The sequence below is a fragment of the Microterricola viridarii genome (assembly GCF_900104895.1).
GTDB classification, from domain to species: Bacteria; Actinomycetota; Actinomycetes; order Actinomycetales; family Microbacteriaceae; genus Microterricola; species Microterricola viridarii.
Genome location: NZ_LT629742.1, coordinates 44,634 through 56,565 on the forward strand (window position 1 = coordinate 44,634; position 11,932 = coordinate 56,565).

Annotated in this window: 10 protein-coding genes; 1 reads left to right on the plus strand and 9 read right to left on the minus strand. The window is 70.4% G+C overall.

Going from position 1 to position 11,932, the window contains the following annotated elements; all coding sequences use genetic code 11:
* Nucleotides 1–101: 101 nt before the first annotated feature.
* The 9 genes from BLT62_RS00240 to gabT form a co-directional block, all read right to left on the minus strand.
* Nucleotides 102–587 carry a helix-turn-helix domain-containing protein gene (locus BLT62_RS00240; protein ID WP_083362246.1) on the minus strand — a complete coding sequence of 162 codons (486 nt, stop codon included), beginning with the start codon at nucleotides 585–587 and terminating at the stop codon, nucleotides 102–104.
* Between the two features lie 288 nt (nucleotides 588–875).
* Nucleotides 876–2,093, minus strand: a complete 1,218-nt coding sequence (locus tag BLT62_RS00245) for a UDP-N-acetylmuramate dehydrogenase (RefSeq protein WP_231919289.1) — start codon at nucleotides 2,091–2,093, stop codon at nucleotides 876–878.
* The gene (locus BLT62_RS00250; protein ID WP_083362247.1) at nucleotides 2,090–2,563 is read right to left on the minus strand and encodes a MaoC family dehydratase; all 474 of its coding nucleotides are present in this window, start codon (nucleotides 2,561–2,563) and stop codon (nucleotides 2,090–2,092) included. Before BLT62_RS00250 ends, BLT62_RS00245 begins: the two co-directional genes overlap by 4 nt.
* The gene (locus BLT62_RS00255; protein WP_083362248.1) at nucleotides 2,563–3,012 is read right to left on the minus strand and encodes a MaoC family dehydratase N-terminal domain-containing protein; all 450 of its coding nucleotides are present in this window, start codon (nucleotides 3,010–3,012) and stop codon (nucleotides 2,563–2,565) included. The genes BLT62_RS00250 and BLT62_RS00255 overlap by 1 nt, the downstream gene beginning before the upstream one ends.
* Nucleotides 3,013–3,179: 167 nt before the next feature.
* A complete protein-coding gene (locus BLT62_RS00260; RefSeq protein ID WP_083362249.1) occupies nucleotides 3,180–4,724 on the minus strand; it encodes an APC family permease in 1,545 nt (514 codons plus the stop codon).
* A gap of 5 nt (nucleotides 4,725–4,729) precedes the next feature.
* Nucleotides 4,730–5,611, minus strand: a complete 882-nt coding sequence (locus BLT62_RS00265) for a universal stress protein (RefSeq protein WP_083362250.1) — start codon at nucleotides 5,609–5,611, stop codon at nucleotides 4,730–4,732.
* A 2-nt stretch (nucleotides 5,612–5,613) separates the two neighbouring features.
* Nucleotides 5,614–6,975, minus strand: a complete 1,362-nt coding sequence (locus BLT62_RS00270; protein ID WP_083362251.1) for a flavin monoamine oxidase family protein — start codon at nucleotides 6,973–6,975, stop codon at nucleotides 5,614–5,616.
* A 75-nt stretch (nucleotides 6,976–7,050) separates the two neighbouring features.
* Nucleotides 7,051–8,532 carry an NAD-dependent succinate-semialdehyde dehydrogenase gene (locus BLT62_RS00275; protein ID WP_083362252.1) on the minus strand — a complete coding sequence of 494 codons (1,482 nt, stop codon included), beginning with the start codon at nucleotides 8,530–8,532 and terminating at the stop codon, nucleotides 7,051–7,053.
* A 314-nt stretch (nucleotides 8,533–8,846) separates the two neighbouring features.
* Nucleotides 8,847–10,223, minus strand: coding sequence for a 4-aminobutyrate--2-oxoglutarate transaminase (gabT, locus tag BLT62_RS00280; protein WP_083362253.1), 1,377 nt, complete (start codon nucleotides 10,221–10,223; stop codon nucleotides 8,847–8,849).
* A gap of 145 nt (nucleotides 10,224–10,368) precedes the next feature.
* On the opposite strand from gabT, the gene BLT62_RS00285 reads away from it, so the two are divergent.
* A complete protein-coding gene (locus BLT62_RS00285; RefSeq protein ID WP_156786192.1) occupies nucleotides 10,369–11,925 on the plus strand; it encodes a PucR family transcriptional regulator in 1,557 nt (518 codons plus the stop codon).
* Nucleotides 11,926–11,932: the final 7 nt, after the last annotated feature.

Here is an 11,932-nt window from a genome sequence, read left to right on the forward strand (position 1 = left end):
GAAGCCGCGTTGTGCTGTCGTTGAAACGGCCGCACAGCGCGGCTTCTGCCGCAGTGGGCCATCGGCGGATGCCGCGGCGGGCGGCGGGCGCACGAGCGCCGCTACTCGACGGCGCTGGTGATGATGCCGCTGGCGCTGATGCCGGCGTCTGTCGTGCCGGCGTCTGTCGTGCCGGTGCCCGGCGTGCCGGCATCCGCCTGGGCGTCGCCCCTGGAGCTGCCGCCGCGCTTGGCCACACGCCGGCGCTTGTTCTCGGCCGCCTCCTCGGCGGCCAGCGCCGCGAGGGCCTCGGCCGTCTCGGACTGGCCGGAGGGACGCGCCTTCTTCTTCTTCTTTTTCTTCAGCGGCTTGGGCTCGGCGGTGGCGTCGTCGAGCATGCCGAGCCAGGCGTCGCGGCCGAGGGCGTGCACCACTTTGCTCAGCGTCGTCAGGGTCGACCCCTTGCCCTTCTCGAGGCTGCGCAGAGCCGTCAGGCCGACGCCGGCCCGGTCGGCCAACTCGCGCTGGGAGTAGTCGCGTTTGATGCGGAGCTCCCGCACGACGAGGCCGAGATCCCGCTCGACACGATCGACATCGAAGTCAATCATCGCAAATCCGGCGCTTGATGCACTAGCATGTAGTCAAGTGTCGCATATGCGACCCTTATTTCAGCCAGTGGTGGGGCAAACTCACCGCATCGCACAGATCGTTGCCCGTCGGAACCTCGCACGGGCAACCCGCTTTTGTATCTGCGCACAGAAAGGATTTCTCTCATGATCGTTCAACTTATCGCCGCAGGCCTGTTTCTGATCGCCGCATCAACCATCACGTGGGCAATGCTCGCTCTGCGCAAGTCGCAGAGCCGACGCTCGGCCGCGGCCTAAACCACTCGGTTCCTAGAGCTCGAGGCCGACCAGCACCGGCTCGGGGTGCAGGATCACGCCGAACTCTGACTGCACTCGGCCCTGCACGTAGCGGGCCAGCTGGGCGACCTCCTCGGCGCTCGCGCCACCGGTGTTGGTGATCGCGAGCGTGTGCTTGCTCGAGATGGCGGCCCGGGAGCCCGGCAGCCTGAAACCGCGCCGGATGCCGGCGTGCTCGATGAGCCACGCGGCCGAGAGCTTCACGAGCGTCTCCGCGGAGGCGGCCGCCCCGGCATCCACCGTCGAGGCGGCGAGGTCGGCCTGGTGCGCGAGGAACTCGTCGAGCGGGCTGTCGGCGACGGTCGTGCCGAGCGGCACGACCACGTCGGCGGCGGCCGGAACCAGCGGCCAGCGCGGGGCCTCGGCCGGGAGGGCGCGGGCGAAGTTCTCGCGCACGATCGGGTTCGTGAAGAACGAGCCGGCGCTGGCGGTGTCGCGGTCTGCGGGGTCGAGCACCATGCCCTTGGACGCGCGCAGCGCCAGCACGGCGTCGCGCATGGCCTGCACGCTCACCCGGTCGCCCAGCTGCACGCCGAGCGCCGACGCCAGCTGCGCGTAGGCGATCGGCTGGCCGAGGGCCTCGCCGAGGACGGCCTGCGCGTCGGCGGTGTCGTGCAGGTCGAGTTCGACCGCGAGCACGATTCCCTCGCGGCCCTGCTTGAGCACGGAGGTGCGGTAGCCGAGCTCGAGCTCGGCGGCCGGGACGCGGCTGACCTCGCCACTCAGGTAGTCGAGGAACTCGATCGCGACGAGGCTGGAGGAGAGCTCCTGGCCGTAGGCGCCGATGTTCTGCACCGGAGCGGCTCCGGTCGATCCGGGAATGCCGGAGAGCGCCTCGATGCCTGACCAGCCGCGCTCCACCGCGTAGGCGACGAGATCGTCCCACGGCTCGCCGGCCTGCACGCGCACGCGCACGCGGCCGGGGGTGTCGGCATCCGTCGGCAGCACCTCGATGCCGCGGGTGGCCACCCGCAGCACGGTGCCCTCGAAGGGCTCGTCGGCGGCGACGGTGTTGGAGCCGCCGGCCAGGACCAGCCACTCGCCGCCGTCGGACCACACGTCCAGCGCGGCGTCGATCAGCTCGCGCTGGGTGCTGGCGGTGATCATGCGCTCAGGGACCCCGCCGACCTGCATGGTCGTGAGGGCGGAGAGCGCGACTCCGGCGTCGTTCATGCCGTGAGCGTCGCTCATGCCGAGAGCAGGACGCGCGCCTGGGCCTTGCCGAGCACGGTCGCGCCGTCGAAGCTGACGGTGAGGTCGATGCGGGCGATGCCGGCGTCCGGCTCCAGCGCGCCCACCTTGGCGAGCACGGTGACCTCGGCGCCGGTGGCCGGGTCGACCGGCACCGGGCGGGTGAACTTCACCTGGTAGTCGACGACGCGGGCCGGGTCGCCCGCCCAGTCGACGACGGGCTGCACGGCGAGGCCCATCGTGAGCATGCCGTGGGCGAGCACGCCGGGGAGGCCGACGGATGCCGCCACGTCATCGCGGTAATGGATCGGGTTGAAGTCGCCGGAGGCGCCGGCGTAGCGCACGAGCGAGTCGCGGCTGAGGGCGTAGCTGCGCTCGGCGACGACGTCGCCGACGGCGAGCTCGGAGAGGACGGGAAGAACCACGCTGGTCGAGCTTGTCGCCGCGGCGGTTTCTGGTGTTCCGGGCATTATGCGTCGTCTCCTCTGACCACGAGCGTGGAGATGGCCGTGACGACGTGCTCGCCGGCCGCGTCGGTGATGGTGGACTCCGCCGTCACCATCGCGTGCGGGCCGAGCGTCTTGACGCTGGCGACGCGGAGGGTGGCGGTGAGCTCATCGCCGGCCACGATCGGGCGGCTGTAGCTGAAGCGCTGGTCCCCGTGCACGACGCGGCTGAAGTCGATGCCGGCATCCGGCTCGGCCAGCAGCTGGGCGAGGGTGCGCTCCTGCACCACGACGGCGAACGTCGGCGGGGCGACGATGTCGGCGTGGCCGGCGGCGCGGGCCGCCTCCGGGTCGAGGTTGACCGGGTTGGTGGCGAAGACGGCGCGGGCGAACTCGCGCACCTTCTCACGGCCGACCAGGTAGGGCGCGATGGGCGGGAAGATCCGGCCCTGCAATTCGGGGTTCACAGACACGAGACCAGTCTAGGCAACCCAGCTGGAAGGCTGCGCAGCCGGCGGCCCCGGCATCCGCTCGGGAGGCAGAAATGAGAATGGGAGGCCAGAATCCGTGGATTCTGGCCTCCCATTCGACCGTTCGCCTCCCGTGCGTGTGCAGGGGGCGAGCGGATGCCGCGATGCGCCTAGTCGGCGGCCGCCCGGGAGAGCGTCTCGCCGCGGAAGAAGGCCGGCCGCCTGCGCGACTCGATGATCATGATGATGGCGCCGCCGACCAGCACGACCATGCCGAGGATGAACACCAGGCCGACGCCGCCGACGTTCGAGCCCGATCCGTAGTCCGGGTCCATGCTGTCGATGAGCGTCGCCACGAAGATCACGGCCAGGATGATGCCGCCGACGAGCGGGGCCAGCAGGGTGAAGAAGAACTCCCGCACGCTGTTGGTCCACTGCTTCCGGAAGTACCAGACGCAGGCGAAGGCGGTGATGCCGTAGTAGAAGCAGATCATCATGCCGAGGGCGGTGATGGTGTCCCAGAGCACGTTCTCGCTGATGAAGCGCATCACCGCGTAGAACACGCTCGCGACGACCGCGGAGACGATCGTGGCGTAGCCGGGGGTGAAGAAGCGCGGGCTCACCTTGGCGAACTTCGGCGACAGCGCGCCGTAGTGCCCCATCGCCAGCAGGGTGCGGGCGGGCGAGACGAACGTGGACTGCAGACTCGACGCCGAGCTGGTGAGCACGGCGAGGGAGACCAGCACCGCGAGCGGTCCGAGGATCGGGCCGGCGAGGTGGAAGAACACGTTGTCCTGGATGTCGGGGTTGCCGAGGCCGAACTCCCCGTCGCTGACGCCGGCGAAGGCGATCAGGGACACCGCGATGAGCAGGTACAGGATCACGATCAGGAACACCGTGATCGTGGCGGCCCGGCCGGGCGTCTTCTCGGAGCCGCGGGTCTCCTCGTTCATGGTGAGGGTGACATCCCATCCCCAGAAGATGAAGATCGACAGCGAGATGCCGGCCGCGAACGCCGAGAAGGAGCTGACGGCGAAGGGGTTGAACCAGGAGGCCTCAATGGCCGTGGCGTCGAAGGCATTGCCGGTGGCCACCTGGTAGAGCGCCGCACCGGAGAAGATCAGCAGCACCAGAACCTGGAAGCCGACCAGCCAGTACTGCAGCTTCTGCGTCGTCTGCATGTCGCGATAGGAGATCCAGGTCGCCCCGAGCATGAACAGCAGACAGGTCACCACGTTGATGAACGGGTTCGTCGCCAGCGACGCGATGTCCGGGTTGCCGGCGATCTGCGAGATCAGCAGGAACAGGAAGTCCACCGCGATGCCGGCCAGGTTGGAGAGCACGAGGATGGTGGCCGCGATGAGCCCCCAGCCGGCCATCCAGCCGATCCACGGACCGAAGGCCCGCGTCGCCCAGGTGAAGGAGGTTCCCGAGTCCGGCATCCGCCGGTTCAGCTCGCGGTAGCCGAGGGCCACCAGCAGCATGGGGATGAATCCGACGAGGATGACGGCGGGCACCTGCACGCCCACCTCGGACACGGTCGGGCCGAGGGCGGCCGTCAGCGTGTACGCGGGGGCGATGCAGGAGATGCCGATGACTACGGCCCCGACGAGGCCGACGGAGCCTGCGCTGAGGCCCTTCTTGGAGATGCCGGTGTCGATGGTTGCAGCGGACTCAGCCGCTGCAGCGACGTCCTTGGCGCTGTCGTTGTTCATGTGGGCTACTCCCCAACCGTTGTGGTGGCGGCATCCCGTGGCACGACGACCATGGGAACCGAAAGTTCGTGCAGCATTTTCGCCGCGGTGGACCCGAGGAAGAGCCGGCGCGGCTGCGCGAGCCGGCTGGAGCCGACGAGCACGATGTCGTCGTCGTCCCAGTCGACGCGGGTGACGGCCTCTTCGATGCTCTGGCCGGATGCCACCTCCGTGGTGACCTCGGCGTCCTCGTTGAGGGTGGCCAGCGCCTGCTTCGCGGCGGCGTCGGCGTGTGCCGCGCCCACCCGGAGCACCTCTGGGTCGTCGTGCCCGCCGGGCAGGTCGACGCCCACGAGGGAGATCAGGCGGAGCGGGACATTGCCGCTGGCGGCGAGCTTGATGCTCTCCTCCAACAGCGCCTGCGCGCCAACGCGGGTGCCGATGGCGCATGTGATGCGGGTGAGCGGGCGCTCCATGCCGCCGTTGCGCGTGCCCTCAGGAGCCAGCGCGACGGGCACGTGCGAGACGTGCAGCAGCGAGCTCGCCACGCTGCCGATGGTGAACCGGCCGAGCAGGCCGTGCCGGGCGGCGCCGACGACGATCATCTCGCTGCCGAGGGTCTCGGCGGTCTCGAGCAGGCCGTCGGCGAAGGAGTGGGCGTAGACCAGGTGCGTCTGCGCCGCGACATCCGCCGGCACCATGGCCCGGGCCTCGCGCAGCCATCCGGCGGCGAGCTGGGACAGGTGACGCTCGTAGCCCGCGTCGGTCGGAACGACCGTCGGGCGTTCCTCGCTGTGCAGCACGAGGACGATGTCAATGCCCGTTCCCCGGCTGCGTGCCAGGCGGACACCGAGGGCGAGGGCATCCTCGCCCGCCGGCGTGGCGGTGTAGCCGACGAGCAGGCTCATGATCAGCCCTTGAGCTCTGCGGCGATGGCCGCTGCTGTCTCGCGGCCGACGCGGATCGCGCCGTCGACGTGCTGGTAACCGGCTCCTGCGAAGTCACTGCAGGAGAAGGAGATCGGGCCGACCGGCGTGCGCTGGTCGGCGCCGTAGCGGGAGAGGCCGCCCATGTCGAAGCTGGCCGCGTATGCACCGCGGGTCCACTCCTCGCTGCCCCAGTCGCTCTCGTAGTAGAACACCGGGTTCTTGGCCTGCTCACCGTAGTAGTGCGAGAGCGACTCGAGGATGCGGGCCTTGCGCTCCTCGGCGCTCAGCTCGAAGACGCCGTCGGCGTTGCGGTCGGAGACGAAGCCGACCAGGGTGCCGAACGGGTCGTCGTGGTTGGTGTTGTCGTAGGCCTCGTGCGAGAGCTCGTACGGGCTGAACGCGGTGCCGGAGAGGCCGGCCTCGCGCCAGAACGGCGTCTCGTAGACGGCGTGCACCTTGATGACGAAGCCCATCGAGAGGTGCTGGTGCAGCTGGTGCTGGTGGCGCGGCAGCGGCGGCTCGTAGGAGATGCGGCTGAACAGCACCGGCGGGACGGCGAGGATGGCGCGCTTGGCGTGCACCTCCAGGCCGCTGGCGGTGATGGCCACGACGCCGTCCTCGCTCCAGCGCAGGGTGCGCACCGGCTGGCCGAGGTGCACGTCGTCGCCGAGGCGCTCGGCGAGGGCGATCGAGACGCCCTGCATGCCGCCGACGACGCGCTTGTCGAGGATGAAGTCGGCGTCGACGAGGTGGGTGAAGCTGCCGGCGGATGCCGCCATCAACAGTGCCTGCAGGAACGAGAACGCGTGGTCCGGCTTGGTGATCATCGCCGCGCCGATGTACAGCGAGATGTTGTCGCGCGCCTCCTGGTCGGCCGTCGCCTCCTCGAGCCAGTGCTTGAAGGTGATCGAGTCGTACTCCTCCGCACGCGGGTGGGCCCACGGCTTCTCGGCGTCGATCTCGGCGACGATGACGTCGAGCTCATCGATGAGGCGGATCAGCTCGGCCTCGGTCTCCGGCTTGACGGGGAAGATGTCGCCGGTGAACAGGCGCTTCTCGCCGTCCTTGTCGATGTAGACGTTCTCGCCCTCGCGGTAGCGGGAGTACGTCTCCAGGCCGAGCTCGGCGAGGGTGTCGAGCAGCGCGTCCTGGTCGGGCGAGACCCACTGGCCGCCGATCTCGATCATGTGGCCATCGAAGTGGTCGGTCCAGGTGCGGCCGCCCACGCGGTCGCGGGCCTCGAGAACGGCCACCGTGAGGCCGGCCTTGGTGAGTTCGTTGGCTGCGGTGAGGCCAGAGGGGCCTGCTCCGATGATGACGACATCACGTTCAATGGCGGTCATTGTTGCTCCTTGCTGTTCAACTGCGTTGTTCGAACCGTCGACGCTGACGGGAGTGTGGTGCGTGGCGTTCGGGCGTTAGGAGGCGGGGATCAGAGTGTACTTGGTGGAGAGGTACTCGTGGATGCCCTCGAGGCCGCCCTCTCGCCCGAGCCCGGACTGCTTGACGCCGCCGAAGGGTGCCGCGGCGTTGGAGACAAGGCCAGTGTTGAGCCCCATCATGCCGGTGTCAAGCTTTTCGATCATTCGGTGGCCGCGGGCCAGCTCCTCGGTGAACACGTAGCTGATCAGACCGTACTCGGTGGAGTTGGCCAGGCGCACGGCCTCGTCCTCGGTGGAGAAGGTCACGATGCCGACGACCGGGCCGAAGATCTCCTCGCGCAGGATGTCGCTGCCGGGCTGCACGTCGGCGAGGACGGTCGGCTCGTAGAACGATCCGGCACCCTCCGGGCGCTTGCCGCCGGCCAGCAGCTCTGCGCCACGCTCGATGGCGTCCTGCACGAGGGCGTCGGTGTCGGAGACGGCCTTCTCGCTCACGAGCGGGCCGATGTTCACCCCGTCCTCGGTGCCGCGGCCCAGGGTGAGCCCGCGCACGCGCTCGGCGACACGGGCGGCGAACTCGCTCGCGATGGACTCGTGCACGATGAACCGGTTGGCCGCGGTGCAGGCCTGGCCGATGTTGCGGAACTTCGCCAGCATGGCGCCCTCGACGGCCTTGTCCAGGTCGGCATCCTCGAACACCACGAACGGCGCGTTGCCGCCGAGCTCCATCGAGGTGCGTAGCACGCCCTGGGCCGCCTCGCGGATGAGGGCCTGGCCGACGCCCGTCGAGCCGGTGAAGCTGAGCTTGCGCAGCCGCGGGTCGGCGATGATCGGGCTGGAGACGGCGCCGGAAGTCGAGGTGGTGATGACGTTGACGACACCGGCCGGGACGCCGGCGTCCTCGAGCAGCTGTGCGAAGAAGAGCGTGGTCAGCGGGGTGAGCGTGGCCGGCTTGATGACGACCGTGCAGCCGGCGGCCAGCGCCGGGGCGATCTTGCGGGTGGCCATGGCGAGCGGGAAGTTCCACGGGGTGATCAGGAAGCAGGGTCCGACCGGGCGCTGCGAGATGACCATGTGGCCGGTGCCCTCGGGGTTCTGGCCGTAGCGGCCGCTGATGCGCGGGGCCTCCTCGCTGAACCAGCGCAGGAACTCGCCGCCGTAGGCGACCTCCCCGCGGGCCTCGGCGATCGGCTTGCCCATCTCCATGGTCATCAGCAGCGCGAACTCCTCCTTGCGCTCCTGCAGCAGGTCGAAGGCGCGGCGCAGGATCTCGCCGCGCGCACGCGGAGCGGTGGCGGCCCAGGCGTCCTGCGCGGCGACGGCCGCGTCCAGGGCCCGGATGCCGTCGGCGGCGTCCGCGTTGGCAATCGTCTTGATGACCTCGCCGGTGGCCGGGTCGGTCACGTCGATCGGCGCGCCGGCGCCGTCCTGCCAGGTGCCGTTGATGTACAGGCCGCTGGGGACGCGAGCGAGCAGGTCGGCCTCGTGCGGGGCCAGGGTGGCGGTTGCTGCGGTCATGCTGTTGCTCCGATCGAATGGTGCTGCGTGTCAGATGATTCAGAAGTGTGGGGTGCCCGCCGGGTGAGCCGGTCGAAGCCACGCCCCCGGGTCTCGATACGGCCCTGGCGGGCCTACTCGACCAGCGGGTTTGAGGCGGGCGGGCCTACTCGACCAGCGGGTTTGAGGCGGGCAGGCCCACTCGACCAGCGGGTTTGAGGCGGGCGGGCCCACTCGACCAACGGGTTTGAGGCGGGCCGCCCACCGAGCGGGAGGGACGTAACCGGGGGGCCGCGCAACCGGCAGAAGTGCGGCGCCCCCGGAGGCAGGGACCGCTAGTTGGCGGCGAGTGCGTCGAGGACGACCTGCAGGCCCTCGCGCAGCAGCTCGTCGCCGATGGCGAGCGGGGGCAGGAAGCGGATGACGTTGCCGTAGGTTCCGCAGGTGAGCACGATCACGCCGAGGGCGTGGGTGGCCGCCGCGACCCGGGCGGTCAGGGCGGCGTCGGGCTCGCCCGTCGCGGCATCCACCAGCTCGATCGCCATCATGGCGCCGAGGCCGCGCACCTCGCCGATACGGGCGTCGGTGGCCTGTGCGGCGCCGAACACCTCGCGGACGATTGCGCCGATCTCGACCGCGCGCTCGAGGAGGCCGTCCTCTTCGTAGGTCTCGATGGTGGCGAGGGCCGCGGCGCAGGCGAGCGGGTTTCCACCGTAGGTGCCGCCGAGTCCGCCGATCTGCGGGGCGTCCATGATCTCGGCGCGACCGGTGACGGCCGAGAGCGGCAGGCCGCCCGCGATGCCCTTGGCGGTGACGACGAGGTCGGGCACGATGCCGAACTGCTCGCTGGCGAACATGGTGCCGGTGCGGGCGAAGCCGGTCTGCACCTCGTCGGCGATGAAGACGACGCCGTTGGCGGTGCACCAGTCGACGATGGCGTTCATGAAGCCGTCGGCGGGGACGATGAAGCCGCCCTCGCCCTGGATGGGCTCGATCATGACGGCGGCGAGGTTGCCCGCGCCGACCTGCTTCTCGATCTGGGTGATGGTGAGCTTGGCCGCCTCGGCACCGCTCAGGCCACCGTCGCGCAGCGGGTAGCTCGTGGGCACCCGGTAGACCTCGGGTGCGAAGGGGCCGAAGCCGTTCTTGTACGGCTGGTTCTTGGCGGTGAGCGCCATGGTGAGGTTGGTGCGGCCGTGGTAGGCGTGGTCGAAGACGACGACGCCCTGCTTGCCGGTGTAGTGGCGGGCGATCTTGACGGCGTTCTCCACGGCCTCTGCGCCGGAGTTGAAGAGGGCGCTGCGCTTCTCGTGGTCGCCGGGGGTGAGCCGGTTGAGGGCCTCGGCGACCTCGACGTAGGAGTCGTAGGGCGCAACGGTGAAGCAGGTGTGGGTGAACTGTTCGAGCTGCGCGGCCACGGCGGCGACAACCCGGGGGGCGCTGTTGCCCACGCCGGTGACGGCGATGCCACTGCCGAGGTCGATGAGCGAGTTGCCGTCGACGTCAACGAGCACGCCGCCGCCGGCGGCAACGGTGAACACGGGAATGGTCGAGCCGACCGAGGCAGAGACTGCCTGCGCCTTGCGGGCGAGGAGCTCCTGGGACTTCGGTCCAGGAATAGCTGTGACGAGCGTGCGCTGCTGTGGCAGTGACGGCCCGCCCACGGGCGCTGCGGTGGTGGAGACGGTAACCGCTGATTCGGTGAGTGTCATTGCTACTCCTGAGTTGTTCGTGCGGCTCGTGGCCGCAGTGCCGATGGGCAATCGTAAGCTCCGGGCGCAGCGCGGCGGCACCGCCGCGACGTATAGTTGGGGCACACAATTTCGCCACACTGTATAGGCGATCTCGGACCGACGGATGACGATGCTCCCCACCCTGCGCAGCCTGACCACCAACCGCGAGCTCGCCCTGCAGTTGCTGACCCCGGAGGAGGCCCTGCCGGCCGGCGCGTTGGACGCCCCGATCGCCTGGGTGCACAGCTCCGACCTCGCCGACCCGACCCCGTTCCTCTCCCCCGGGCAGGTGCTGTTGACCACGGGCACCCAGTTCGGCGGGCAGGACGACGACGAGCTGATCGGCGCCTACGTGGAGCGCCTGAGCGCGGCGGGCATCAGCGGGCTCGGCTTCGGCACCGAGGTGGTGCGCGCCGGCACCCCCGACGCCCTCGTCGAGGCCTGCCGGCTGGCGGGCCTGCCCGCATTCGAGGTGCCCTACAGAACCCCGTTCATCGCCGTGGCCCGCGCCGCCGCCGATATGGCCGCAGAGGAGCGCTTCGCCCGGCGCAGCTGGACGCTCGCGGCCCACCGCGCCATCGCGCTGGCCGCGCTGCGCCCGGACGGCCTGAGCGCCTCGCTGCATGAGCTCTCGCTCCAGCTCGACCGCTGGGTGGCGCTGTTCGACGCGAACGGCGGGCTCGATCGGGTGTTCCCCGCCGAGGCGGCCGCCGCGGCATCCGCGGCAGAGGACGAGGCGACCCGGCTGCTTCGGCGCGGCAACCGGGCCAGCAGCAGCCTGGCGGCCGGCGGGGAGACCGTCTCGCTGCAGACGCTCGGCCGCCGGGACCGGCTGCGCGGGGTGCTCGCCATCGGCGGCAGCAGCGAGCTCGACGCGGCCGGCAACGAGGTTGTCACCGCCGTGATCGCGCTGGCCGGGCTCTCGCTCGAGCAGGGCCACACGCTGGACCGGGCCCAGAGCAGCCTGCGCTCGGCGGTGCTGGCCGCGTGGCGACGGGGCGACGTGGAGTTGGCCCAGAGCGTGAGCCGAGAGATGTGGGGCGAGCTGCCGGAGAGCCCCGTGTGCATCGCCCTGCTCGACGCCCCGGCCGAGAAGCTGCACTCCGTCACCGAGTATCTGGAGGCGCGGGTGGCCGAGCAGCCGGGCGCCCTCTTCTTCGCCGCGGACCCGTCTGCCGGCGAGGACCGGATCGCCCTGGTGCTGGGCCAGAAGTCGCTGCCCCTGCTCGACGCGGTGGCCGCGAACTTCGCCGTGCACATCGGCGTCAGCGAGCCCCGCGGCGCGTCAGAGCTGGCAGGCGGCCTCACCCAGGCCGAGCAGGCCCTGGCCAGAGCACAGGACGGCGGGCCGGGGGTGAGCGCCTTCAGCGAGCTCGCCCAGGAGGGGGTGCTGGCCTACCTCAGCACGACGGATGCCCGCGAGATCGGTCGCGCGACGCTGCAGCCGCTGCGCGCACACGACGAGGCCGCAGGCAGCGAGCTGCTGCACACGCTGCGGGTCTGGCTGGAGCAGAACGGCCAGTTCGATGCGAGCGCCGGCCTGCTCGGCGTGCACCGGCACACGGTGCGCGCGCGGATCGGGCTGGCCGAGCGGCTGCTCGGGCGCGATCTCAGCACGTTCCGGGGCCGCGCCGAGATCTGGGCTGCGCTGCTCGTGGCCGGCGATGAGCCGCCGGCCTAGCCCGCGG

Bases quoted from the DNA above. Each gene is read 5' to 3' on its own strand.
- BLT62_RS00245 (WP_231919289.1), bottom strand. From the start codon at position 2,093: ATGAGCGACGCTCACGGCATGAACGACGCCGGAGTCGCGCTCTCCGCC.
- BLT62_RS00260 (WP_083362249.1), bottom strand. From the start codon at position 4,724: ATGAACAACGACAGCGCCAAGGACGTCGCTGCAGCGGCTGAGTCCGCT.
- BLT62_RS00270 (WP_083362251.1), bottom strand. From the start codon at position 6,975: ATGACCGCCATTGAACGTGATGTCGTCATCATCGGAGCAGGCCCCTCT.
- BLT62_RS00265 (WP_083362250.1), bottom strand. From the start codon at position 5,611: ATGAGCCTGCTCGTCGGCTACACCGCCACGCCGGCGGGCGAGGATGCC.
- BLT62_RS00240 (WP_083362246.1), bottom strand. From the start codon at position 587: ATGATTGACTTCGATGTCGATCGTGTCGAGCGGGATCTCGGCCTCGTC.
- BLT62_RS00275 (WP_083362252.1), bottom strand. From the start codon at position 8,532: ATGACCGCAGCAACCGCCACCCTGGCCCCGCACGAGGCCGACCTGCTC.
- BLT62_RS00250 (WP_083362247.1), bottom strand. From the start codon at position 2,563: ATGCCCGGAACACCAGAAACCGCCGCGGCGACAAGCTCGACCAGCGTG.
- gabT (WP_083362253.1), bottom strand. From the start codon at position 10,223: ATGACACTCACCGAATCAGCGGTTACCGTCTCCACCACCGCAGCGCCC.
- BLT62_RS00285 (WP_156786192.1), top strand. From the start codon at position 10,369: ATGACGATGCTCCCCACCCTGCGCAGCCTGACCACCAACCGCGAGCTC.